At 72.9% G+C, this 22,554-nt stretch carries 22 protein-coding genes and 1 pseudogene; 15 read left to right on the top strand and 8 right to left on the bottom strand.

Annotation, left to right across the window (positions count from 1 at the left end):
• Together glmU and E9934_RS07980 are read left to right on the top strand one after the other, a co-directional pair.
• Positions 1 to 322: pseudogene (glmU, locus tag E9934_RS20210) on the top strand (bifunctional UDP-N-acetylglucosamine diphosphorylase/glucosamine-1-phosphate N-acetyltransferase GlmU); the annotation flags it as partial.
• Between the two features lie 128 nt (positions 323 to 450).
• Positions 451 to 1,431: a ribose-phosphate diphosphokinase gene (locus E9934_RS07980; RefSeq protein ID WP_136562362.1), complete on the top strand. Its 981-nt coding sequence runs from the start codon at positions 451 to 453 to the stop codon at positions 1,429 to 1,431.
• 127 nt (positions 1,432 to 1,558) lie between these two features.
• Here the strand turns inward: E9934_RS07980 and E9934_RS07975 are convergent, their stop codons facing one another.
• On the bottom strand, positions 1,559 to 2,725 hold the full coding sequence (locus tag E9934_RS07975) for an ATP-binding protein (RefSeq protein WP_158294961.1): 1,167 nt from the start codon (positions 2,723 to 2,725) through the stop codon (positions 1,559 to 1,561).
• Positions 2,726 to 3,004: 279 nt separating this feature from the next.
• Between E9934_RS07975 and E9934_RS07970 the strand changes: the two genes are divergently transcribed.
• The 4 genes from E9934_RS07970 (at position 3,005) to E9934_RS07955 (ending at position 5,635) form a co-directional block, all read left to right on the top strand.
• Positions 3,005 to 3,646 carry a 50S ribosomal protein L25/general stress protein Ctc gene (locus E9934_RS07970; protein ID WP_136562360.1) on the top strand — a complete coding sequence of 214 codons (642 nt, stop codon included), beginning with the start codon at positions 3,005 to 3,007 and terminating at the stop codon, positions 3,644 to 3,646.
• A gap of 107 nt (positions 3,647 to 3,753) precedes the next feature.
• Positions 3,754 to 4,353, top strand: a complete 600-nt coding sequence (pth, locus tag E9934_RS07965; RefSeq protein ID WP_136562359.1) for an aminoacyl-tRNA hydrolase — start codon at positions 3,754 to 3,756, stop codon at positions 4,351 to 4,353.
• 19 nt (positions 4,354 to 4,372) lie between these two features.
• A complete protein-coding gene (locus E9934_RS07960; RefSeq protein WP_162851537.1) occupies positions 4,373 to 5,164 on the top strand; it encodes a 3'(2'),5'-bisphosphate nucleotidase CysQ in 792 nt (263 codons plus the stop codon).
• 57 nt (positions 5,165 to 5,221) lie between these two features.
• Positions 5,222 to 5,635, top strand: a complete 414-nt coding sequence (locus tag E9934_RS07955; protein WP_136562358.1) for a VOC family protein — start codon at positions 5,222 to 5,224, stop codon at positions 5,633 to 5,635.
• A 14-nt stretch (positions 5,636 to 5,649) separates the two neighbouring features.
• Here the strand turns inward: E9934_RS07955 and E9934_RS07950 are convergent, their stop codons facing one another.
• Complete coding sequence (locus tag E9934_RS07950) at positions 5,650 to 6,285, bottom strand: alpha-ketoglutarate-dependent dioxygenase AlkB (protein WP_136562357.1); 636 nt, start codon at positions 6,283 to 6,285, stop codon at positions 5,650 to 5,652.
• A 129-nt stretch (positions 6,286 to 6,414) separates the two neighbouring features.
• On the opposite strand from E9934_RS07950, the gene E9934_RS07945 reads away from it, so the two are divergent.
• Positions 6,415 to 7,104: a GntR family transcriptional regulator gene (locus E9934_RS07945; protein WP_136562356.1), complete on the top strand. Its 690-nt coding sequence runs from the start codon at positions 6,415 to 6,417 to the stop codon at positions 7,102 to 7,104.
• Positions 7,105 to 7,120: 16 nt separating this feature from the next.
• Here the strand turns inward: E9934_RS07945 and E9934_RS07940 are convergent, their stop codons facing one another.
• On the bottom strand, positions 7,121 to 7,486 hold the full coding sequence (locus tag E9934_RS07940; RefSeq protein WP_136562355.1) for a hypothetical protein: 366 nt from the start codon (positions 7,484 to 7,486) through the stop codon (positions 7,121 to 7,123).
• A gap of 82 nt (positions 7,487 to 7,568) precedes the next feature.
• Between E9934_RS07940 and E9934_RS07935 the strand changes: the two genes are divergently transcribed.
• Both E9934_RS07935 and E9934_RS07930 read left to right on the top strand, forming a co-directional pair.
• Positions 7,569 to 7,889, top strand: a complete 321-nt coding sequence (locus E9934_RS07935; protein WP_136562354.1) for a hypothetical protein — start codon at positions 7,569 to 7,571, stop codon at positions 7,887 to 7,889.
• Positions 7,889 to 8,629, top strand: coding sequence for a hypothetical protein (locus E9934_RS07930; protein WP_136562353.1), 741 nt, complete (start codon positions 7,889 to 7,891; stop codon positions 8,627 to 8,629). Before E9934_RS07935 ends, E9934_RS07930 begins: the two co-directional genes overlap by 1 nt.
• A 1-nt stretch (position 8,630) precedes the next feature.
• Here E9934_RS07930 and E9934_RS07925 read toward each other — a convergent pair whose 3' ends face one another.
• The 3 genes from E9934_RS07925 to E9934_RS07915 all read right to left on the bottom strand — a co-directional run bounded on the left by E9934_RS07925 (position 8,631) and on the right by E9934_RS07915 (position 11,994).
• Positions 8,631 to 9,275 (bottom strand): HD domain-containing protein, encoded by a 645-nt coding sequence (locus E9934_RS07925; protein WP_238694836.1) that lies wholly within the window; start codon positions 9,273 to 9,275, stop codon positions 8,631 to 8,633.
• Between the two features lie 68 nt (positions 9,276 to 9,343).
• Positions 9,344 to 10,525 carry an RtcB family protein gene (locus E9934_RS07920; protein WP_136562352.1) on the bottom strand — a complete coding sequence of 394 codons (1,182 nt, stop codon included), beginning with the start codon at positions 10,523 to 10,525 and terminating at the stop codon, positions 9,344 to 9,346.
• Positions 10,526 to 10,641: 116 nt separating this feature from the next.
• Positions 10,642 to 11,994, bottom strand: coding sequence for a TrpB-like pyridoxal phosphate-dependent enzyme (locus E9934_RS07915; RefSeq protein ID WP_136562351.1), 1,353 nt, complete (start codon positions 11,992 to 11,994; stop codon positions 10,642 to 10,644).
• Positions 11,995 to 12,045: 51 nt separating this feature from the next.
• Here E9934_RS07915 and E9934_RS07910 point away from each other — a divergent pair, with 51 nt between their 5' ends.
• The 3 genes from E9934_RS07910 (at position 12,046) to E9934_RS07900 (ending at position 14,851) form a co-directional block, all read left to right on the top strand.
• Positions 12,046 to 12,354: a chorismate mutase gene (locus E9934_RS07910; RefSeq protein WP_136562350.1), complete on the top strand. Its 309-nt coding sequence runs from the start codon at positions 12,046 to 12,048 to the stop codon at positions 12,352 to 12,354.
• A 66-nt stretch (positions 12,355 to 12,420) separates the two neighbouring features.
• The gene (locus E9934_RS07905) at positions 12,421 to 13,410 is read left to right on the top strand and encodes a hypothetical protein (RefSeq protein ID WP_136562349.1); all 990 of its coding nucleotides are present in this window, start codon (positions 12,421 to 12,423) and stop codon (positions 13,408 to 13,410) included.
• Between the two features lie 160 nt (positions 13,411 to 13,570).
• Positions 13,571 to 14,851 (top strand): DUF2786 domain-containing protein, encoded by a 1,281-nt coding sequence (locus E9934_RS07900; RefSeq protein ID WP_136562348.1) that lies wholly within the window; start codon positions 13,571 to 13,573, stop codon positions 14,849 to 14,851.
• Here the strand turns inward: E9934_RS07900 and E9934_RS07895 are convergent.
• Together E9934_RS07895 and E9934_RS07890 are read right to left on the bottom strand one after the other, a co-directional pair.
• Positions 14,806 to 16,470, bottom strand: a complete 1,665-nt coding sequence (locus tag E9934_RS07895) for a DNA repair helicase XPB (RefSeq protein WP_136562347.1) — start codon at positions 16,468 to 16,470, stop codon at positions 14,806 to 14,808. The genes E9934_RS07900 and E9934_RS07895 overlap by 46 nt on opposite strands.
• A gap of 30 nt (positions 16,471 to 16,500) precedes the next feature.
• Complete coding sequence (locus E9934_RS07890; protein WP_238694835.1) at positions 16,501 to 18,585, bottom strand: helicase-associated domain-containing protein; 2,085 nt, start codon at positions 18,583 to 18,585, stop codon at positions 16,501 to 16,503.
• A gap of 251 nt (positions 18,586 to 18,836) precedes the next feature.
• On the opposite strand from E9934_RS07890, the gene E9934_RS07885 reads away from it, so the two are divergent.
• The 3 genes from E9934_RS07885 to E9934_RS20435 are packed head-to-tail and all read left to right on the top strand — an operon-like array spanning position 18,837 to position 22,518.
• Positions 18,837 to 19,685, top strand: coding sequence for a PP2C family protein-serine/threonine phosphatase (locus E9934_RS07885; protein ID WP_136562345.1), 849 nt, complete (start codon positions 18,837 to 18,839; stop codon positions 19,683 to 19,685).
• Positions 19,682 to 21,307 (top strand): hypothetical protein, encoded by a 1,626-nt coding sequence (locus E9934_RS07880; protein WP_136562344.1) that lies wholly within the window; start codon positions 19,682 to 19,684, stop codon positions 21,305 to 21,307. The genes E9934_RS07885 and E9934_RS07880 overlap by 4 nt, the downstream gene beginning before the upstream one ends.
• A 53-nt stretch (positions 21,308 to 21,360) precedes the next feature.
• Complete coding sequence (locus E9934_RS20435; RefSeq protein WP_136562343.1) at positions 21,361 to 22,518, top strand: RDD family protein; 1,158 nt, start codon at positions 21,361 to 21,363, stop codon at positions 22,516 to 22,518.
• The last annotated feature ends 36 nt before the right edge of the window (positions 22,519 to 22,554 follow it).

Here is a 22,554-nt window from a genome sequence, read left to right as displayed (position 1 = left end):
CGCCGAGATCGGCGAGGGCGCCAACATCGGCGCCGGCACGATCTTCGCCAACTACGACGGCGTCAACAAGCACCGCACGGTCGTGGGCAAGCAGGCCAAGACGGGCTCCAACAACACCTTCGTGGCGCCCGTCGAGATCGGTGACGGTGCGTCGACCGGCGGTGGCACCGTCGTACGACGCAGTGTCCCGCCGGGCGCCCTCGCAGTGAGCGCCGCGGCCCAGCGCAACCTCGAGGGCTGGGTGGCGTCGCACCGCGCCGGCACAGCCCAGGCGCAGGCCGCGGAGGCCGCCGAGCAACCAGGTGAAGCCGCCGCCGAGTGAGCGCCGGGTGGCCGCCGAGTGACCATCGTCTCGATGAACTGTCCGGAAACGGACGGGGACTTGGGAGCGGCCCTCCGGAACGGGCAGAATCGCGCTCAGCACCCGTCGGCGACCCAGGGAGTCACGCAGTGAGCGGTCTGAAGAAGGCGACCGAGAAGAACATGATGATCTTCTCGGGCCGGGCCCACCCCGAGCTGGCGGACGAGGTGGCCCAGATCCTCGGCCAGCCGCTCGTCCCGACGTCGGCCTACGAGTTCGCCAACGGCGAGATCTACGTGCGCTACGAGGAGTCGGTGCGCGGCTGCGACGCTTTCGTCATCCAGAGCCACACCACTCCGATCAACGAGTGGATCATGGAGCACCTGATCATGGTCGACGCGCTCAAGCGCGCCTCCGCCAAGCGGATCACCGTGGTCATGCCCTTCTGGGGCTACAGCCGCCAGGACAAGAAGCACCGCGGTCGCGAGCCCATCTCGGCCCGCCTCATGGCCGACCTCTTCAAGACCGCCGGCGCCGACCGCATCATCACCGTCGACCTGCACGCCGACCAGCTCCAGGGTTTCTTCGACGGCCCCGTCGACCACCTGATGGCGCTGCCCGTCCTGACCGACTACATCAAGGACAAGTACGGCAACCAGCCCCTCGCCGTCGTCTCCCCGGACGCCGGGCGGATCAAGGTCGCCGAGCGCTGGTCGGCCCGCCTCGGCGGTGCCCCGCTGGCCTTCATCCACAAGACCCGTCGCACCGACGTCGCCAACGAGGTCGTCGCCAACCGCGTGGTCGGTGACGTCAAGGACCGCATCTGCGTCCTGACCGACGACATGATCGACACCGGTGGCACGATCGTGAAGGCCGCCGAGGCCCTGATGGAGGACGGCGCCGCCGGTGTCATCATCGCCGCCACCCACGCCATCCTGTCCGAGCCCGCCGTCGACCGGCTCAAGAACAGCCCGGCCGTCGAGGTCGTCATCACCAACACGCTGCCCGTCGCGCCGGAGAAGCAGTTCGACAAGCTCACCACGCTCTCCATCGGACCGCTGGTCGCCCGCGCGATCCGCGAGGTCTTCGAGGACGGCTCCGTCACCTCGATGTTCGACGGCCAGGCGTGAGGCCGCTGCGCGTGAGCTTGCGAACGCGCAGGTGACGGCCGAAGGTTGAGGAGCGCCGGCTCGGACCGAGCCTGCGAGGGACGAGCGGCGCGTCTCGAAACCCGAGCCCGTTCGCGCGAGGTCGCCGTCAGGCCTCGTCCAGCCCCCGCACATAGGCCCCGAAGCCGGGGAGCGTGAAGCGGACCAGGCCGTGGCCGACCGGCTCGATCACGCCCTTCTCGATGAGCCGCTCGCGGGGGTCGCTGATCCCGCGGCTGTCGCGGCCCATCCCGGCGGCGATCTCGGCCCGGGTGACGTTGCCGTCGCCCACCGCGGCCATGGCGGCGAGGAACGCCCGCTCCGTCGGCGTCGCCGCACCCCAACGGGCGCGGTGCATCGCGGCGAGCTGGGTCTGGGCGTGCGGGACGCCGCGTCGTACGTCGTCGGAGGTCAACGTCGCGCCGCGGGAGGGAGCGGCGGCGTCCCAGGTGGTGTTGCCGAGGAGCTGCAGCAGATACGGGTGACCGTGCGCCTCGGCGGTCACCAGGTCGAGGGCCTCGTCGGTCCACGCCACTCCCTCGACCTCCGCGGTGCGGACCAGCGCGGTCCGGGCGTCGGTGTCGGCCAGCAGGTCCAGCGGCACGAACGTGCTGCGCTCCCCGAAGGTGGCGGCGCGGGTGATGGCCTCGGGCGTCACGGGAAGGCCGGCGGTGACGATGCTCAGCGGCGTGGGACGTCCGGCGCCGTCGAGGTTCTGCCACGCGTTGAGGAGTACGGCGAGCTCGCCGGCATCGGCGGCGTGGAGCTCGTCGAGGAACACCACGAGCCCGGCGCCGCTGTGGGCGCGGACGAGGCCGGCGGCCTCGCTCAGCAGCTCCTCGACGGCCAGGATCGGCGCCGTCGCCGGCGGCTGGTCACGTCGCCCGAGCGCGGCCTGCACGCGAGCCCCGGGGACACCGAGCTCGACGGTGAGGCCTTCGAGGCGGGTCGTCCGGCCGGAGTCGCCCAGGGCGTCATGGCGCGCCAGGGACCCGCGGACCCGTTGGGCGAGCTCCGGCAGGAGTTGCTGGTCGCGGGCACACGCGACCCACACCGACACAAAGCCCAGGGTTGCCGCCTCGGCCTCGGCGGCGCGCAGCAGGGACGTCTTGCCGAGTCCCCGTGGAGCGTGGAACACGAGGAGGGGGCCGCCCAGCTCGCCGTAGGTGGCCACGCGGGCGAGACGGTCCTGGATGCGGCGCCGCTCGGCCGTGCGTCCGGCCAGGAAGCGGGGCGACTGGCCGGGCGTGAACGGGTTGCTGGGTGGGACGACCACGATTCGATACCTTCCGATACTTTCGCAAAGTATACGCAGGTATCGCCCCTGCCCTGCTCGGCCGGCAGGACCGACCCCATGACGATTTCGTCCGGCTCGGCCGCCGCGAGTAGGCTTCCCCGGTTGCCTCGGCGAGGGAGCACCCGCTTCTGTGACTCCGTGATCGACTGGGCCGGCTCGTTTGCCACGACGCCGTGCGCCCCGCCGATCACCGGGTGAGGGAAGCGCGGCGTTCCTCGTCCGCGCCGGGGCCCCGCCACCACTGACGAGGAGAAACCTGTGAGCACCGAGAAGATCAAGGCCGAGCTGCGCACCGAGTTCGGCAAGGGCGCCGCCCGCCGCATCCGCCGCGAGCACAAGGTCCCCGCCGTCGTCTACGGCCACGGCAACGACCCGATCCACCTCTCCCTTCCGGGTCACGACACGATGATGGCGCTCAAGCACGGCGGCGCGAACGCCCTGCTCGAGATCGACATCGACGGCGAGATCCAGCTGGCCCTCGCCAAGCAGATCCAGACCGACCCGGTCCGCCGCGTCCTCGAGCACGTCGACTTCGTCGCCGTGAAGCGTGGCGAGAAGGTCACCGTCGACGTCCCCGTGCACGTCGTGGGCGACGCCGCCGCCGAGACGCTGGTCGTCACCGAGAACGCGACCGTCCAGGTCGAGGCCGAGGCCACCCACATCCCCGAGCAGTTCGAGGTCGACGTCACCGGCGCCGAGGCCGGCACCCAGTTCCTCGCCAGCCAGCTCACGCTGCCGTCCGGCACCACCCTGCTCACCGACGCTGACACCCTCGTCGTCAACGTGACCGCTGCGCCGACCGCCGAGGCCGTCGAGGCCGAGCTGGAGGAGGCCGAGGCCGAGGCCGGCATCGAGCGCGACGAGCCCGAGGCCGACGCCGAGGCCGGCGACACCGAGTGACCTTCGGTCGGCTCAGGTGGTTCCTGGGCCGTCTGATCTCCCCGGCGCGATCCTTCGCGCCGGGGAGTTCCGCTTCCCCCACCCGACCTGCTGACGAGGAGAGCGCCGTGGCTGACACCGGCACCGACGTCTGGCTCGTCGTCGGGCTGGGCAACCCCGGGCCGTCGTACGCCGGGCACCGGCACAACATCGGCTACCTGGTGGTCGACGAGCTCGCCCGCCGCCTGGGCAGCGGCTTCCGCGCCCACAAGTCCGGCCGCGCAGACGTGGTCGAGGGACGTCTCGGCGCCCCGGGCACCGAGGCGCCCCGCGTCGTGCTGGCCAAGGCCCGCTCCTACATGAACGAGTCCGGCGGTCCGGTCAAGGCGCTCGCCACCTTCTACAAGGTGCCGCCTGCGCGCGTCATCGCCATCCACGACGAGCTCGACATCCCGTTCGGCACCCTCCGGGTCAAGACCGGTGGTGGCGACAACGGCCACAACGGCCTCAAGTCGATGCGGTCGTCCTTGGGCACCGGCGACTTCTTCCGCGTCCGCGCCGGGATCGGTCGCCCGCCCGGCCGCCAGGAGGTGGCCGACTTCGTGCTGTCGAACTACTCGACCGTGGAGCGCAAGGAGCTCCCGTTCCAGGTCGACACCGCCGCCGACGCCGTCGAATCGCTCGTCACCGACGGCCTCGAGAAGACCCAGCAGAAGTTCAACTCCTGACGCCACTACGCTGGCGTCCGTGACTTTCGAGCCCGGAACCCCCGCTCCCGAGGTCGTCGGCGACGACCACCTCTTCGCCGCCTGGCTGGCCGAGGCCGCCGGCCGCCGCCTCCTCGAGGTGCGTGCCGAGGGGCTGGAGGGCAAGGAGCTCAAGGACGCCGGCGACCAGGCGGCCCACGTCCTGCTCGCCGAGCTGCTGGCGACGTACCGCCCTGACGACGCGGTCCTCTCGGAGGAAGCGCTCGAGACGGCCGCCGACAAGGACGCCCGGCTCACCGCGGACAAGGTGTGGATCGTCGACCCGCTGGACGGCACCCGGGAGTTCTCGGAGCCGCCGCGCGACGACTGGGCCGTCCACGTCGCGCTCTGGCAGGGCGGCACGCTCGTAGCGGGTGCGGTCGCGCAGCCCGAGCTGGGCGAGACCTTCACCACCGGCGCACCGCCCGTGGTGCCACCTTCGACCGCCACCCGCCCGCGCATCGCGGTCTCCCGCACCCGGCCGCCTGCCTTCGTCCAGGCGCTCGCCGAGGAGCTGGACGCCGAGCTGGTGCCGATGGGCTCCGCCGGCGTGAAGATGATGTCCGTGGTGCGCGACGTCGCCGACGCCTACGTGCACGCGGGCGGGCAGTACGAGTGGGACTCCGCGGCCCCGGTCGCCGTCGCCCGCGCTGCCGGGCTGTTCACGTCCCGCGTCGACGGCTCGGAGCTCGTCTACAACCAGGCCGACGTCTACCTGCCCGATGTCATCGTGTGCCGCCCCGAGCTCTCCGAGCGGATCCTGGCCTTCATCGCCGAGCACGGCACCGACTGATCGACCGGCCCTCCGAGCATCTGATCGGCGGCCGCGGGCCCGTGCCACGATGACGAGATGACCTCCTTCATCTCGCACACCACCGTCGACTGCCGCGACGCCTTCGCGCTGTCGGAGTGGTGGAAGCCGGTGCTCGGCTACACCGACCTGCCCGACGACCCGAACGCGCCGGGGCACGAGGAGTGCATGATCCTCGACCCGGCCAGCGGACACCGACTGCTGTTCATCGAGGTGCCGGAGGACAAGACCGGCAAGAACCGGATCCACTTCGACCTGCGTCCCCGCGAGCACACGCAGGAGGAGGAGCTGCAGCGGCTCCTCGACCACGGTGCACGTCAGGTCGCCGACCACCGCGGGCAGTACGGCCCGGGCACCGGATGGGTCATCCTGGCCGACCCGGAGGGCAACGAGTTCTGCATCCTCCGCTCGGACGCCGAGAACGCCGAGAACGCCGAGAACGCCGTCGGCTGATCCCCGGGTCCGGGTCAGAAGACGTTGAACGGTCGGAACTGGACCGAGACCCGCGGGCCGGCCGACGCGACCTTGGGCACGGCGTGCTCCCACGTCCGCTGGCAGGCGCCGCCCATGACGACGAGGTCGCCGTGGCCCATCTCGACGGCGAACGACTCCTCGCGCAGGTCGGGGTCGCGAGGTCGGAGGTGGAGCCGCCGCGGATCGCCCACCGACACGATCGCGACCATCGTGTCGTGGCTCGCGCCGCGACCGATCGTGTCGCCGTGCCACGCCACGCTGTCGCGCCCGTCGCGGTAGTAGCAGCATCCGGCGGTCCGGAACGGCTCTCCGAGCTCCTCGAGGTAGTGGGACGAGAGCTCGTCGCGGGCCGCCGTGAGCGCGGGGTGCGGCAGGTCCTCGCCGATCATGTAGGTGTGGACCAGTCGCGGTACGTCGACCACACGGTCATACATCGCCCGCCGCTCCGCCCGCCATGGGACGTCCCGGACCAGGGTCGCGAAGACGTCGTCGGCATCGGGCAACCAGTTGCGTCCGACGTCCACCCAGGCGCCGCCCGACAGCGGACGCCGCTCGATGGCGCTCGTCGACGGCGCCTGAGGGGCGTCGAAGAGGCTCGACTGGAAGGTGCTCTGCACGTCCACTGACATGGCTCCAGCCTAGGACATCGATCGAACAGGTGTTCGCATTCCGCAAGGCAAAGGTTTCGGCGATTCCCGCGCGGTGGCCCTCGCGCGGTCCCTACGCTCAGGGCAGCCGAAACATGTCCAGGGGGGATCATGGGGCGCGCACTGAAGCATGTGGAGATCCGCGAGTACGTCCGCGGCCTGGCGCTCGAGAGCGCGCCCGGCGTGGCGACACCGTCGGAGCGAGACCTCGTCGACCGGTTCGGCGTCGCGCGGATGACCGTGCGCCAGGCGCTCGACGCCCTGGTCGCCGAGGGCGTGCTCGAGCGACATCCGGGGCGGGGCACCTTCGTCGCGGACCGCGACCGCGTGCCGACGGCGGTGACCGGGCTCAGCCAGGAGCTGGCACGGTGCGGCCTCGTGGTGGAGACCCGCACGATCGCCGTACGACGGCTCGCGGCTGGTCCGGCGTTGGCCGCTGCGTTCGGCGTGGAGGTCGGCCACCAGCTGTGGCTCTGGCAGCGACTGCGCCTGGCGGAGGGCCGCGCGATCTGCCTCTCGGAGACCCACCTGCCGGCCGCGATGCTCCCGGACCTGGTCGAGCAGCCGCCGCCCAGCCTCTATGCCGCGCTCGAGGCCCGCGACCTGCGGCCGACGTGGGCGGAGGACACCCTCTCCGCGCGCACGGCCACCGAGGCGGAGGCTGCCCTGCTGGAGGCCGCGGTGGGCGAGCCGGTGCTGTGCCGGCACCGCCGGGCCACCCGGGGCCAGCTGGGCATCGAGGTCACCGACACCGTCTTCCGCGCCGACGCCCAGCCGCTGCAGATCACGTTGCGCGGCTGATCGGCGGGGGCGGGACTCAGCGGCCGAGGCGGCCCAGGGCGGCCACCACCTGACCGCTCTCCTCGCACACCCAGCACGGATCCGGTCCGCCCAGGTCGGGCTCGATGTGCAGCGCGTGGACCGGGTGCGAGCTGCACGCCGAGCAGGCGGGCCACAGTCCCGAGGGGTCGGCCCTGCCGAAGCGGTCGGCCAACCCGTCCTGGACGTCCTGGGCGATCAGCCCGCCGATGTAGGGCGCACCGTCCGGCCATTGCTCCAGCCACCACCGACGGTCCGAACACGCCTCCTCGAGCAGGGTCACGGCATCGACCGTGCCGAGTGCGCGGGCCTCGAGGTCCGCGAGCACCTGCGCCCGGGCCAGATAGATCACGCGGTCATCCACACTCCCATTGTGCGGACGTTTGGTGACGCCCGCCTCGAGGGCATCCACGGCGGCACCCATCCACGACCCCGAGGAGCCCTGCATGAGCACCCACATCGACCTCGCTTCCTGGTCGGTCCTCTCCGATCTCGGTGACCAGCTCGACGCCGGCGGCGACGATCTCGCAGCGATCGCCGGCTACGCCCGCCGGTGGATGTGCCAGGGGGAGGGGTTCGAGCCGAGCCCGCTGTGCCTGCTGCGACCGCTGGCGCGGGTGCTGGACGTCGTCGCCGAGACGTTCCACGACCTGGAGCGTCTGGGGGTGGGTGACCTGCTGGCCGTGCGCGACGCGGTCACGGCGACGGCGAGCGACCTCGCCCTCGTGGACCTCCTGGCGGCCACCCGCCTTCCGGCGGTGGCCTGATGGAGGCGGTACGGCTGCCGGAGCCGGCGCTGGGCGCGGAGCGCGTCACCCACGACGTCGACTTCGTCCGGCTCGACGACGCGTTCGACACCGTCCGCGACACCGTCAACCGCGGCGTCGACGTCCTCAACGAGCTCGGCCTCGGACTGCGGCGGCTGCCCGAGGAGAGCCTGCGCGAGCTGGTGGTGCTGCCGCTGACCGGCGACTACCGCCGGATCCGGCAGAACGCCGAGGCCGTCGTCCACGTCGACACGGCGCTGAGCGTCCACGCCCGCAACGTGGCCGGCCTGGCCCTCGCGATCGATCCCTCCTGGGACGGCGAGGCTGCGGCCGGGCTGCTGCTGCGCCTCGGCCGGCATGCCGCGGCGACCCGTGCGGTCGGCGCCCTCGTGCACCTCGCCGTGCCGGTCCTGGAGGAGATCGCCACGTTCAGCGAGCGGCTGGCCGTGGAGGTGGAGCGGTTGGTGGTCGAGCTCGTCGAGCGGGGCCGCCGGCTGGTGACCCGGTTGCTCGCGCGCGTCCTCGGCCCGGGAGCGTGGGTCGCGCTCGCCGCGGAGGTCGCCCTGCACGGGCTGGAGGTCGTGGAGGACCTCGTGGACGACGCCCGGCGGCTGATCGAGCTCGTCGACCGGCTCGTCCAGCTCCGGGGCGAGGTCGAGGGACGGGTCGAGGACCAGCGGGCGCGGCTGCTCGCGCTGGGCGAGATCGCCGAGGTTGCCCGCGCGGGACTGGCGGCCTGATTCAGCCGCCGTGGGTCAGACGGCCGGCCTCGGCCGAGAGCCGCACCAGCTCCGCGTCCATGTTGGCGCGGGCTGCGGACTCCCAGAGCGCCGCACCGTGCTCGGTGCGGAACAGCCGGTCACCGTGCGACAGCTCGCGCAGGACCCGCGCCCGACCCTCCGCGAACACGTCGTCGCTGAGGTGCGCGTACTCGGCGCGCACGGCTGCGACGTACTCCGCATAGCGGGCCTCGGGCGCCGCCAGGATCGAGAGGTCCGCGTCGGACAGGGCGCAGCCGTTGGCGTCGTCGACCTCCGGCCGGTGGTGCTCGGTGAGCCGGACCAGTCGAGCCACCTCGGCCACGACGGCCGCATCGACATGCGATGGCAGCGCCGACTCCGCCCACGAAGCCGATCGCTCCTCGGCGTCGCGTTCTCCGTCATAGACGGCGTCGTGGAACCACGCCGCCAGTTGCACCGCAGTGCGGTCGAAGGTGCAGCCGGTGGCCTCGAGCTCGTCGAGCCGGGCCAGCACGTCGCGCAGGTGCCGCACGCCGTGGTGTCCACGGGAGGGCTCCGCATAGGCGGCCAGCAGCTCCTCACGCAAGGCGTCGGCGCCGGTCAGCGGCCAGGGCAGGTCGGGCTGGTGCGGATGGTCGTCCTCCATCCGCACATTGAACCTGAATGCCCTGACCGCTGTCACCGGACCCCGCGAATCGCGGATCCCGCGATCTCTCAGTCGCCCTTCACGTTGACGATCTGACGCAGCACGTGCCGGATCTCGACGAGGTCGGCCGCGTCGGCCATGACCCGGTCGATGTCCTTGTAGGCCGCCGGGATCTCGTCGATGAACGCGTCGGTGTCGCGGTACTCGATGCCCGCCATCGCCTCCCGCAGCTGGTCACGGGTGAACGTCCGACGGGCCTTCGAGCGCGAGTACTCACGGCCCGCACCGTGCGGTGCGGAGTTGAGCGCGACCGGGTTGCCCAGCCCGCCGACGACGTACGACGCCGTCCCCATCGAGCCGGGGATCAGACCCGGCCGCCCCTTCTCCGCGTTGATCGCACCCTTGCGGGAGAGCCACACGTCCTTGCCGAAGTGGCGCTCCTGCTCGGTGTAGTTGTGGTGGCAGTTGATCTCCTCGACCCGCTCGACCTCATCGGCCGAGCCGAGACCCACCCACTCCGCGAACTGCCGCACGACCCGGTCCATCATCTCCTCGCGGTTGAGCAGGGCGTAGTGCTGTGCCCACCGCATCTCGCGGATGTAGGCCCAGAACTCGTCGGTGCCCTCAGCGAGGTAGGCGAGGTCCTTGTCAGGGAGCGGGATCCACCACTTATCGCACAGGTCGCGGGCGACCTCGATGTGCTTCTGCGCGATCTTGTTGCCGACGCCGCGCGAGCCCGAGTGCAGGAACAGCCACACGCGCTGCTCCTCGTCGACGGTCACCTCGATGAAGTGGTTGCCCGAACCGAGGGTCCCGAGCTGCAGTTCCCAGCGCTTCGCGTAGCCACCGGGCTCGAATCCGGCCTGCTCCGCGAGGGCGGTCAGCTCGTCGAGTCGCCGCTCGGTGTGCTCGCGCGACACCTTGCGGTTCGCGGCGCCGGCCGAGAGCGGGATCGCCCGCTCGATGGCCTCGCGCAGCGGTCGCCGATCGGCGGGGAGCTGGTCCGTGGTGAACGGGGTGCGCACGGCGATCATGCCGCAGCCGATGTCGACGCCGACCGCGGCCGGGATGATCGCGCCGAGGGTCGGGATGACCGAACCCACGGTCGCGCCGCGGCCGAGATGTGCGTCGGGCATCAGCGCGAGGTGCGGGTGGATGAACGGCATCCGTGCCGTCGTCACCGCCTGGTCGCGCGTGCCCTGCTCGAGGATGGAAGCCCAGTTGAGGAGCTTCGCGTTGATCTTCTCCATCGTGGTGTCCTGCGTCGTTGCCCTTCTCGTGATGAGCCCGCGGGTGCGGGCCGACGGGGGACGCTACGGCCCGGGAAATGCGTTGCACACGCCATTTCCCGGGCCGTATGGACGGGTCAGACCACTGGCACGTTGGCGAGCGCCTCCGCGAGGGCGGCGTCGGACAGCGGGTCGTCCTCCAGGCTCCCGGACAGGTAGGTCGCGTAGGCGCCCAGCTCGAGCAGGCCGTGGCCGGACAGGCCGACGACGATCACGGGCTCCGCGCCCGTCTCGGCCGCGGCGAGTGCCTCCCGTCGTACCTGCGCGAGGGCGTGGGACGACTCGGGTGCCGGCACGACGCCCTGGGTGCGGGCGAACTCGACGGCCGCGTCGAAGCACTCGTTCTGGTGCAGGGCGACGGCCTCGATGTGGCCCTGGTCGACCGCGTGGGAGACGAGCGGCGCCATGCCGTGATAGCGCAGACCGCCGGCGTGGATCGGCGAGGGCACGAAGTCGTGGCCGAGGGTGTGCATCTTCATCAGCGGCGTGAGGCCGGCGGTGTCGCCGAAGTCATAGCGGTACTCGCCGCGAGTGATTGTCGGGCACGAGCTCGGCTCGACGGCGAGGATGCGGGGCGACTGGTTGCCGGCGAGCTTCTCGCGCAGGAACGGGAAGGACAGTCCGGCGAAGTTGGAGCCGCCGCCGGCGCAGCCGACGACGAGGTCGGCGCCGGTCTCGCCGGCCTTGGCGAGCTGGCGCAGCGCCTCCTCGCCGATGACCGTCTGGTGCAGCAGCACGTGGTTGAGCACGGAGCCCAGGGCGTACTTCGCCCCGTCGTCCTGCGCCGCCACCTCGACCGCCTCGGAGATGGCGATGCCGAGCGAGCCGGGGTGATCCTCGGCGAACGCCTTGCCCGACTCGGTGAGCCGGCTGGGGGAGCGGTGCACCTTCCCACCGAACACCTCGATGAGGGTGCGTCGCTGCGGCTTGGTGTCGTACGACGCCCCGACCTGCCAGACCTCGCACTCGACACCGAAGAGCGCGGCGGCGTAGGACAGCGCCGTGCCCCACTGGCCGGCGCCGGTCTCGGTGGTGAGCCGGGTGATCCCGTTGATGCTGTTGTAGTAGACCTGCGGGACGGCCGTGTTGACCTTGTGCGAGCCGGCGGGGGAGACGCCCTCGTACTTGTAGTAGATCCGGGCGCTGGTGCCGAGCTTCTGCTCCCAGCGGCGGGCGCGGTAGAGCGGGCTCGGCCGGTACTGGCGATAGACGTCGAGCACCGGCTCGGGGATCTCGACGTACCGCTCGCCGGTCACCTCTTGCATGATCAGCTCCGGCGGGAACAGCGGTGCCAGGTCGTCGGGCCCGACCGGCTCACGGGTGCCCGGATGGAGTGGCGGGGGCGGCGGCACCGGCAGGTCGGCGACGATGTTGTACCAGTGGGTCGGCTGCTCGTCCGGTTCGAGGGTGAACATCACCTGGTCGCTCATCGGCTCTCGTCCTTCGGTAGGCATCGGGGGTTGCCCGGATCGTAGGGCAGGATGGAGCACGTGAGTGCTGACGACGCCCGGGCCGAGCTCCACCGACTCCGGTCGAGCATCGACAACCTCGACGCCGCCCTCGTGCACCTGCTGGCGGAGCGCTTCAAGTGCACCGAGCAGGTCGGCCGCCTCAAGGCGGGCGCCGGCATGCCGCCCGCAGATCCGGCCCGCGAGGCCGTGCAGATCGCCCGGCTGCGGTCGATGGCCGAGACCTCGGGCCTGGACCCCCACTTCGCGGAGAAGGTCCTCAACGTGATCATCGCCGAGGTGATCCGCAACCACGAGCAGTTCGCCGAGGAGCGTGCCTGACCCGTCGGGTTGGGCACCTGCGGTGGTGGGTACGACGCCGCGCATGCGTCTGCGTCGTTCGCCCGCGTGCTCCTCGGCGTCCTTCCCGCCGTCGTCATCGTCGGATCGGTCCTGACCGCCTGCTCGGGCGAGGAGTCGGCCCCGACTGCGGACCCGTCGAGTTCCTCCGATCCCGCGGGCGACCAGGTCGCCGCGGCCGCGGACCTCTGCTCGAAGGTGATCAACGAGCGGGACTTCGCGACCTACGAGGCGGGCGCCAACGCGTCGTTCGAGCTCCTCGCAGCGGTCCTCGGCGCCGGCCGCGTGACCGACGCCGAGCTCGCCGACATGGGCATGGCCATGACCGCCCATCGTGACGCCCTCGTCGCCGATCGCGCCGAGCTGGGCGACGGCAGCGACCTCCCCGGGTGGGCGCAGGTCCTCGAGCCGCTCGACGCGACGATCGCCGTGCTCGATCGCCGGATCGAGGCGACGGATCGGGACACCTGGCCGGTCGATCCCGAGACCCTGAGGGCGGACGGGACCGGCGTGCTCGACGAGCAGGTGCTCGCCGACCTGGGCCTCACCCGCGGCGACTGCAGCGTGGTCGCGACCGAGCCCGGACCGGTGCCCGCGGAGCGGGAACTGATCGCCTCGGCTGCCGTTGCCTGCGGCACGGTCGTCGACCGGCGCGCGGCCGACGACTACGCCGCCGATTCCAGGGTCGTGCTCGACGCGGTCCTCGCGGCCCACCAGGACCAGGACCCGACGGCGGTCGACGGTCTCGCCGCGGCGCTCGAGGCGGTGCGCGACGAGTGGCAGCGCACCCACGACGACCTGGCCGCCGTACCGACCGACGGTGTCGCGGCCCCGGCCATCGCCGACGCATGGGCCGCCAACGTGCAGTACGCCGCGGACCGCGTCACCGTGGCGCAGGAGCGGATCGACGCCCTCGCGTCGGGTGACGGTGCGGCGCTCGAGGCCGCCTTCGCGCCGGGCGGCGGCACCGGCGCTCCCGGCTTCAACTGGGAGGACGCCGCTCTGGACGGCCGGGACTGCCGCTTCATCGACGCCTGACGGCTCCGCCGTCCCTTGCGTCCCTCCTCTCCCCGGACGAGCCGCGATACGTCCCCAGCCCCGTGCGACGAGGTCGCCGTGCACAGCCCGGGGCGAGCGGCCGGTCCCGCTGTCGTCGGTACTTGCCAGCGTCACTGCTCCGATCAAGGAGGAGGCGGCGATGGCAGCAGACAGGTACGACGAACGAGTGGTGCGCGAGGCATGGCAACGGCTGTTGTGGCAGTCATCCGTGCTGCCGCGCCGACGACCCACGGCCGAGGCCGAGCGGCTCGCGGCCTGCTCGGTGCACGTGGCCGACGCGGTCGGCGAGAAGGTGCTGCTCGGCGCCATCGCCTCCGCCTGGTCGCAGGGGTGGCAGCCCGCCGAGCTGGTGCACCACGTCGGCCACAAGGGCGGACGCGCTGCGGGACGGCTGACCGACCTCGCGATCGTCGCCGACCACGATCGCCGTCCCGGGCAGGTGCTCGACCCGCGGTGGCAGACGCAGGTGGAGGCGCTGGGGTCCCGCTCCGAGTCGACCCGCCTCGACTGGTTGCGACAGTGGCGACGTCGCGACGGGATGGACCGACGTCAGTGCTACGACGCGGTGGGGGACAGCTGGCGGGTGTTCTCCCGCCTGCCCCGGCTTCCCGTCCTCGTTCCCCCGCCGGGACAGGACTCGTCAGTGCTCGACTTCCCGGGGCCGGTGACCGGCGCCACAGCGGACCCTGCGCTCGAGCGGATCCGGAAGCTGCTGGCGAAGGCCGAGTCCACTCCCTTCGAGGCCGAGGCCGAGGCGCTCACGGCCAAGGCCCAGCAGCTGATGGCCCGCCACGCCGTCGACCGTGCGCAGCTGCGCGGGACGGTGCCCGAAGGGCCGCGGATGGTGCGCCTGATGCTGGAGTCGCCGCACGCGTCGGCCAAGTGCGTCCTGCTCGGAGCGGTCGCTGCCGCCAACCGCTGCCAGGCGATCGAGCTCCGGGGCCTCGGGCTGGGGGTGCTGGTCGGGCATGCCGACGACCTCGCGTCCGTCGAGGCGCTCTTCACCTCCCTGCTCGTCCAGGCCGGCAACGCGCTCCGCGTCGCCGGGCAGGGCGACGGTGGCGCCCGGGCCCGCTCGGCGTCCTTCCGCCGGTCCTTCTACCTCGGCTTCGCCGGCAGGATCAGGGAGCGGTTGGCCGCCGTCGACGCTGCCGTGCTCGCGGATCCCTCGGCGTCCGGGTCGCTGCCGGTCCTGCGCTCGCGCGCGCAGGCGGTCGAGGACGCGGTCGCGCGGTTCTTCGGCGGACGCCTCGACCGGTCCGCCGTCGGCGGTCGCGGGGACGCTCTCGGGGCCGCGCAGGGGCGACATGCCGCCGGACAGGCGCGCCTGCACGCCGGCTCGTTGTCCGTCGCGGACCACCCGGTGACGGACCGTCAGAGCTGGCCCGCTGAGAGCTCGTCGGCGTCGATGATCCGATAGGCGTAGCCCTGCTCGGCCAGGAAGCGCTGCCGGTTCTGGGCGAACTCCGCGTCCACGGTGTCGCGCGCGACCACGGTGTAGAAGTGCGCGACCTTCCGCTCGCCGTCGGGACCGGGATCGCCCGGACGGAGCAACCGGCCCAACCGCTGCGCCTCCTCCTGGCGGGAGCCGAACGACCCGGACACCTGGATCGCCACCTCCGCGCTGGGCAGGTCGATCGAGAAGTTCGCCACCTTCGAGACGACCAGCAGGCCGATCTCGCCGGACCGGAAGGCGTCGAAGAGTCGCTGCCGCTCCTTCACCGTGGTCTGTCCGGTGATGAGCGGAGCCTCCAGCGTGGCCGCCAGCTCCTCGAGCTGCTCGAGGTACTGGCCGATCACCAGGGTCGGCTGACCCGCGTGGCGGGCCAGCAGGTCCTGCACTACTCGCGACTTCTCGGGCGTGCACGCCGCGAGCCGGTAGCGCTCCTCCGGCTCGGCGGTCGCATAGCTCATCCGCGACGCGTCCGGCAGCGTGACCCGCACCTCGACGCAGTCCGCCGGCGCGATCCACCCCTGCGCCTCGATGTCCTTCCAGGGGGCGTCATAGCGCTTGGGGCCGATGAGGGAGAAGACGTCGCCCTCGCGGCCGTCCTCGCGCACCAGCGTCGCGGTCAGCCCGATCCGTCGCCGCGCCTGAAGGTCGGCGGTCATCCGGAAGATCGGCGCGGGCAGCAGGTGCACCTCGTCATAGACGATGAGACCCCAGTCCCGGGCATCGAAGAGCTCGAGGTGCGGATAGACGCCCTTCCGCTTCGTCGTGATGACCTGGTAGGTCGCGATCGTGACCGGCCGGATCTCCTTGACGGTGCCGGAGTACTCACCGATCTCCTCCTCCGTCAGCGACGTACGGCGGAGCAGCTCGTCCTTCCACTGCCGGGCGCTCACGGTGTTGGTGACCAGGATCAGTGTCGTGGCCCGGGCCTGCGCCATGGCCGCGGCTCCGACGATGGTCTTGCCCGCCCCGCAGGGCAGCACCACGACCCCGGACCCGCCGTGCCAGAACGACTCGGCGGCGTCGCGCTGGTAGTCGCGCAGGGTCCAGCCGTCCTCGGCGAGGTCGATCGGGTGCGCCTCGCCGTCGACGTAGCCGGCGTAGTCCTCGGCGGGCCAGCCCAGCTTGAGGAGCGCCTGCTTCAGGTTGCCCCGCTCGGAGGGATGCACCAGGACGGTGTCGTCATCGAGGCGGTTGCCGAGCATCCCGGAGATCTTCTTGGCCCGCAGCACCTCCTCGAGCACGGCGCGGTCGCTGGAGGCGAGCACGAGCCCGTGGGTCGGGTGCTTCTCGAGCCGCAGCCGGCCATAGCGGGCCATCGTCTCGGCGACGTCGACCAGCAGCGCGTGGGGCACGGCATAGCGGCTGTAGGTCAGCAGGGTGTCGACGACCTGCTCGGCGTCGTGGCCGGCGGCCCGGGCGTTCCACAGGCCCAGCGGCGTGAGCCGATAGGTGTGGATGTGCTCGGGGGAGCGCTCGAGCTCGGCGAAGGGGGCGATCGCCTTGCGGCAGTCGGCTGCCTGCGGGTGGTCGACCTCCAACAGCAGCGACTTGTCCGACTGCACGATCAGGGGTCCGTCACTCACCGGACGATCCTACTTTCCCCACGAAGTGGGTCAGAGGGGGACGACGCGGCTGATCCGGTGCACGGCGTAGGTCCGGTCGGCGTCCGGGTCGTCGCGCTCGGCGTCCCGGTCGCGCGCGGCGAGCTGACCACCCTCGACCCGCAGGGGGACGACGGCACGCTCGTTGATGACGCCCTGGTGGTCGGTGAAGCCGATGAGCACGGCACCGCGCCGCTCGATGGCCTCGCGCAGGGCCGACAGGACGCCGCCACCGGGCGCGGATGCGGAGGCCGGCCGGGACCGGGCGACCTCCTCGCCGTCGCGCAGGCCCGAGATCACGCTGACCAGGTGGGCGGCATGGCGGGCGGCGACCCGGGCGGGGTCGGCGCTGTCCCGGGTGCGCGGGGCCCGGGCCCGGAGGCCCTCGGCGACGCCGACCCGGATCTGGCCATCGGGACCCTCGACGACGGGCGCAGCGCCCAGCTCGCGCAAGCGGGGGAGCAGGACGTCGATCGGGACGCTGGAGACCAGCACGGTGGGGGCGATGCGCTGCAGCCCGAGCGACGAGGCCTTCGGATGGGACTCCAGCGCCGCCAACGCGCTCTCGTCCTCCGAGCGGAGGAAGGCATGGGCGACCCCGACCCGCAGCCGCCCGAAGCCGCGGACGACGTCGTCGATGAGGTAGCTGAGCGGCTGGGGGACCGGGGTGCGCGATGCAGCCAGCACGAAGGCGTGCAGCTCGGCAGCGGTCCAGCCGGCGTCGAGGGCGCGCCGGATCGACTCCGTCGTGAAGCGGAAGACCGTGGCGGCGCCGCGGGACTCGACATCGGCGACCTGGTGGAGACGCCGGGCGAGGTCGGACTCGAGCGGTCCGGGTGCCACGGCGGTCAGGTCCGCCTGGAGGAGGACGTGGTCGACCGGTGCCGGCAGGTGGGTCGCCAGCAGGGGCGCGGGGTCGTCCCCGGTGGCGAGTGTCCGTCCGTAGTCGGTCAGGACGTCGGTGCCCGTGATGCCGAGCCGGGCCGCCTCGGCCACGGCCCACGCGACCAGGTCGGGCCGGGTGCGTGGCCGCCGCGGGCGCTGCCAGGTGATCCGCGCGATCAGGGACGGCAGGCCGGTGCCGCTGGCGAGGCCCTCACCCGGGGGCAGGCCGGCGAGGGCGGCCAGGGTCATCGCCTTGGCCTCCGGCATCCCTGCCGCGGACAGCTCGGGGGACAGCGCGTTCCACGGCTTCTGGTCGGGGCCGCGCTCACCGACGAGACCGGGGAGCCGGGGGCTGGCGAGCCAGGCGCGGGCGAGCTCGGACCAGCGCTCGGCCGGCGGCCGCTCGCGCCACCGGTCGAAGTCCTCGGTCGGCACCCACACCTGGTTGCCCTCGGCGTCGGCCCGGGTCGCGATCAACCCCGCCGCCGAGGTCACCTCGATCAGCAGAGCGGCCTCCGCCTCGTCCACCTGCAGGTGGACGGCGGCCGCGCGCAGCTCGCGGACGCCGAGGCCCGTCGTGCGCAGCGCAGCGGCCGGCCGGGTGGCCCACCAGTCGAGGAGGTTCTCCACCCGTCGTACGACGTCCGCGGCGGCGCCGACCGCCGCGCTCAGCGCCAGGCGGGGGGACCGCGGCTCCGCGACGAGCACCGGCTCGTGGTCGATGGGCGCGGTCGTCGTCCGTCCGTCCCGCAGCGCGAGCCCGACCTCACCGGGCACGACCAGGAGGCCGGGCTGGAGCGATCCGCCGGGCACGAGCAGGCGGTGGGCGAGGAGCACCTCGGCCGGGGTCTCGGCGTCCTCGGGGCGCAGACCGAGGCGCGCCGCGCCGGGTTTTGCCGCGCCTCCTTCGTCGACGACGTGCTCGAGGAGGGCGCGCGCCCCCGGCTCCAGCACGTCCAGCGCGGCATCGATGTCGGCGCGCGAGCGCCGTTCGACCGAGCGGGGCCTCAGACCGCTGGCGCCGCCCTCGCTGCCCCCGGTGAGCGCGTCGCCGACCCCGGTCAGCGCGCGCAGGCCCTCGGGCGACTCCCAGGCCAGGGCCAGGTCGAGCAGGCGGTGCAGGGTGGTCGTGACGAACGCCGGGTCGGCCCAGGTCAGCTCGACGAGCTCCGCCGGGGTGGTTTGCCCGGCAACGACGAGGGCATCAAGCACGCAGAGTTCGCCACGAGTCAGTCCGTCGAGTGCCCGCGCAATCGAGTTCCGGACCGCGGCACGCGAGGCGAGTTGGCTGAAATCGTGAGGGGCAGGGGTGGCGAGGTCGGAGCGCTGGGTCAGCAGTCGGTGCAGCCGGTCGTCGGGCCACGACCGCAACTGGTCGGCGAGTGACCGATATCCGCCTGCGCCCTCTCCCACGCAGCACAACGTACCCACCACCCCGCCTCGATCCACCGGGACCGGGTCCGATGACTGACCGGATCCACGTCGAGCTGCACCACGGCGCTGCCACCGACGTGGGCCTTGTCCGGCACGCCAACGAGGACGCCTACCTCGCCGCCCCGCCGGTCTTCGTCGTCGCCGACGGCATGGGCGGCCACGACCGCGGCGACGTCGCGTCGGCCATCGTGGTCGAGGAGTTCGCGCACCTCGACGCGGAGCGCTACGACGCCGAGGCGGCCGCGCAAGCCGTGACGGCGACGCTCGGCGTGATCCAGGAGCGGATCCTCGCGTTCGGTGCGGAGCAGCGCGCCGACGGGGCCGCGGCGGGCTTCTCGACCGGGACCACGGCGGTGGCTGCACTGCTGGTCGACGGCGACTCGGGTCCGCACTGGTTGATCGCCAACGTCGGCGACTCGCGGGCCTACCGGTTCTCCGACGGCGAGCTCGCCCAGGTGAGTGTGGACCACAGCGTCGTCCAGGAGCTGATCGATGCCGGGACGATCACCCCGGCGGCGGCGCAGGACCACCCCAGCCGCAACGTCATCACCCGCGCGCTCGGCGGATCGGCGATGCCGGGCGGCGTGAGCGGTGACCCCGACTACTTCCTGCTGCCGCTGGCCGCGGCCGAGCGGATCCTGCTGTGCTCCGACGGGGTCAGCGGGATGGTCGAGGACGCCGAGATCGGGCGCATCCTCGCCCGTTGCGAGGACCCCCGGGACGCCGCCGAGCAGGTCATCGCGGCCGCCGTGGCCGCCGGTGGTCACGACAACGCCACCGCCGTCGTGGTGGATGTGGTGGGATTGGCGCACACGGACACCTATGACTCGGCCGCCCAGCGGCTGAGTCTGGAGCAGAAGTTGGGAGCACTCCCATGAGCGAGACGACCCCGGGTCCCGGCCCGAGCACCAGCGGATCCTGGTCCTACCGGACCGGCGACTGGTTCGCCGTCTTCGGCAGCAGCGTCACCATCGTCCTGCCCGAGAGCCAGCGTGACCAGGTCGTGGCGCTCTGGGCGCTGGTCGACGGCGGCGCCGGTTTCGACGAGGTCCTCGACGGCCTGCTGTCCGCCGGCCTGAGTCGGGTCCCCGGCTTCGTCCTCGCCAGCACCGACGGCAGCCCGACCCGAATCCTGTTGCGCGGCGCGGGCGTCCAGGCCACCGCCGTCGCCGCCGACGGCGATGTCGTGCTCGACGGTGCGGCCAGCCACACCTGGGTGGAGCGGTCGCTCGCGGACCTGACCAGCCTCCAGGTCGACCTGCCGGTGGCCGAGGGCGCAGCCGCCGGTGCTGCCGACCTCCCGATCGTCACCGGCCTGGTCCGGGTGGGCCGGATCAACCTCCCGCCGGCGGTGGCTGCCCCGCTTGCCGACGAGCCCGTCAGGGAGCCCGCCATGGACTCCGTCATGGAGCCTGTGATCGAGCCCGTGATGACACCCGTGTCCGAGCCGGTGCTGGAGTCCTCCGCCGGTGGTGCGCACCTGGCCGACAGCCCGGTGGACGCTCCGGCAGCGGCCGCCGAGTCCGCCCCCCTCGACGACGAGGGACCGGCGACCGAGGTGATGGAGGCCATCAGCGGCGACCCCCTGTCCGACCCACTGTCGGCCCCGCTGGCCGACCCGCCGGCCGACCCGCTGGCCGACCCGCGGGCCGACCCGCTGACCGACTCCGGGCCCGACGGCGACCCGGTCGCCGACCTCGAGCCCGTGACGGATGCCGTGCCGGCCCCGCCCGGCGACGCTCCGGAAGGCTGGGTGACCCCGTGGGACACCCCGCCGGCGCCGCCGATCCCGCCGATCCCATCGACCCCACCGGGTGCACCGATGTCGCCGTCGGCACCGTCCTCAGGGCCGGCCGAGGACCCCCTGGCCGAGCCCGACACACCGGCCGTGCCGTCGTCGGGGCTGCCGCCGATGGGTGGCGAGACCGAGGTCGTCCCGGCCGGCTGGCCTCCGCCGCCGCCCGCGGGCGGGGCGCTGCCCGACGCTCCGCCGCTGCCCATCGGCTCCTGGGAGCCCATCGGTGGGGGCGCCGCGCCCGCTGCTCCCGACGCCGGGGAGGCAGCGCCGTTCGGTGCCGACCATGACGGCGCGACCGCCGCGGGAGCGCTGTCCTCGCCGGCCGCAGAGCCTGCGGTCGGGTCCGGCCAGGCCGTCGCCAAGCTGCTGATCTCGGACGGCCAGACCGTGGTGGTCGAGAGCGCCGTGCTGATCGGTCGCGCCCCCGAGGCCCGGCGGTTCACGTCCACCGAGCAGCCGGTGCTGATCGCCGTACCGAGCCGGCTGCACGAGATCTCCTCGACCCACGTCGAGGTCCGGCCCGGGACCGGCGCCGACCACGGCAGTGCCGTCGTCACCGACATGGGGTCGACCAACGGCACGGTGCTCGTCCAGCCCGGGCTCGGGCCCGAGGACCTCAAGCCCGGCATCGCGGTGCCGCTGATCCCGGGCGCCATCATCAACCTCGGCGACGGGATCACCATCCAGGTCACCCGGCCCTGACCACGTCGACCGGCTGACCGTCGGGTCGACCGCTACTCGGAGCGTTCCAGTCCATGCCCCCTGCCCCGCCCCCGCCCGGCGCTGCGAGCTTCCCGCCCGCGGACCTGGACCGGAGATTCACCGCCTACGTGCTCGACCGCGCCCTCGCGTGGACGATCGCGGCAGGCGTCGGCTTCCTGGTCTGGCGGTTCGCGGCCGACGAGGACGTCATGACGGGGCTCCTCGCCTCGATCGGAACGCTCGTGCTGCTCGCGATCGTGGCGGCCACACTGCTCGCGACGACCGGGGTCACTCCCGGCAAGGCCGCGGTCGGCCTCCGGGTCGTCCGCGCCGAGAGCGGCCGGCCGATCGGCTTCGGCGCCGCGCTGGCGCGCACGGCCGTGCTGGGAATGGCGGGCTGGCCGACCGTCGGGCTGGGGGCCGCCACGCTGGCGTGGACCGCCGCTGCGGACCCGACGCGTCGTCGCCAGGCACTCCATGACCGCATCGGGCACGCGGTGGTCGTCGACATCCGCCCCCAGCCTGCTGGGGAGGACGAGGACCGCGAGCGTCCCCAGCAGATCGTCAACCTGACCGCCCTGCGCCTCCTGCCGGGGCCGGCTCCCGACGCGCCGCGCCCCGAGCCATCGACGCCCGCTCCCTCGCCACCGCCGACGCCGGCTCCGGCCCCCGCCCCGACACCAGCTCCGGCTCCGGCCCCCACCCCGGCTCCCACCCCGGCTCCCACACCCGCCCCGACCCCGGCGCCGCCGCCGACCCAGACGCCCCAGTCCCCGCAGCCCCAGCCCCCGCGACCAGCCCCGGGTGGCCCCGGGGCTGCTCCGCCGACGCCTCCGCCCGCGGACCAGACCCGGGTCCGCCCGGCCGAGCCTTCCGTGCGCTGGCGGGTGTCCTTCGACTCGGGGGAGCAGTTCGAGGTCGAGGGCCTGGCGCTGGTGGGCCGACGGCCCGAGCCCCGGCCGGACGAGCCGGTGCGCCACGTCGTACCGCTGCGCTCGAGCGACATGTCGGTCTCCAAGACCCACGCCCAGTTCCAGGTCGCCCCCGACGGCGCGCTGGTGGTGATGGACCGCGGGTCCACCAACGGCACCTTCGTGGTGCGGGCGGGCCACTCGCGGGCTCTCTCGCCCGGGCGTCCCAGCACCCTGCTCGACGGTGACCTGGTCCGCTTCGGCGATCGCACCATGCGGGTGGAGCGCGCCCCGCGCTAGAGAGAGCCTCGAGGCCGACCGCCGGGGGTATTCGGT

Source organism: Nocardioides caeni (assembly GCF_004912195.1).
Lineage (GTDB): Bacteria > Actinomycetota > Actinomycetes > Propionibacteriales > Nocardioidaceae > Nocardioides > Nocardioides caeni.
This window is presented reverse-complemented; position numbering and strand designations above follow the sequence as displayed.

Coding starts and splice junctions, on each gene's coding strand:
- E9934_RS07885 (WP_136562345.1), top strand. CDS start 18,837: ATGACTGACCGGATCCACGTCGAGCTGCACCACGGCGCTGCCACCGAC.
- E9934_RS07925 (WP_238694836.1), bottom strand. CDS start 9,275: ATGGAGGACGACCATCCGCACCAGCCCGACCTGCCCTGGCCGCTGACC.
- E9934_RS07910 (WP_136562350.1), top strand. CDS start 12,046: ATGGAGCACGTGAGTGCTGACGACGCCCGGGCCGAGCTCCACCGACTC.
- E9934_RS07915 (WP_136562351.1), bottom strand. CDS start 11,994: ATGAGCGACCAGGTGATGTTCACCCTCGAACCGGACGAGCAGCCGACC.
- E9934_RS07930 (WP_136562353.1), top strand. CDS start 7,889: ATGGAGGCGGTACGGCTGCCGGAGCCGGCGCTGGGCGCGGAGCGCGTC.
- E9934_RS07900 (WP_136562348.1), top strand. CDS start 13,571: ATGGCAGCAGACAGGTACGACGAACGAGTGGTGCGCGAGGCATGGCAA.
- E9934_RS07950 (WP_136562357.1), bottom strand. CDS start 6,285: ATGTCAGTGGACGTGCAGAGCACCTTCCAGTCGAGCCTCTTCGACGCC.
- E9934_RS07920 (WP_136562352.1), bottom strand. CDS start 10,525: ATGGAGAAGATCAACGCGAAGCTCCTCAACTGGGCTTCCATCCTCGAG.
- E9934_RS07880 (WP_136562344.1), top strand. CDS start 19,682: ATGAGCGAGACGACCCCGGGTCCCGGCCCGAGCACCAGCGGATCCTGG.
- E9934_RS07955 (WP_136562358.1), top strand. CDS start 5,222: ATGACCTCCTTCATCTCGCACACCACCGTCGACTGCCGCGACGCCTTC.
- E9934_RS07935 (WP_136562354.1), top strand. CDS start 7,569: ATGAGCACCCACATCGACCTCGCTTCCTGGTCGGTCCTCTCCGATCTC.
- E9934_RS07945 (WP_136562356.1), top strand. CDS start 6,415: ATGGGGCGCGCACTGAAGCATGTGGAGATCCGCGAGTACGTCCGCGGC.
- E9934_RS20435 (WP_136562343.1), top strand. CDS start 21,361: ATGCCCCCTGCCCCGCCCCCGCCCGGCGCTGCGAGCTTCCCGCCCGCG.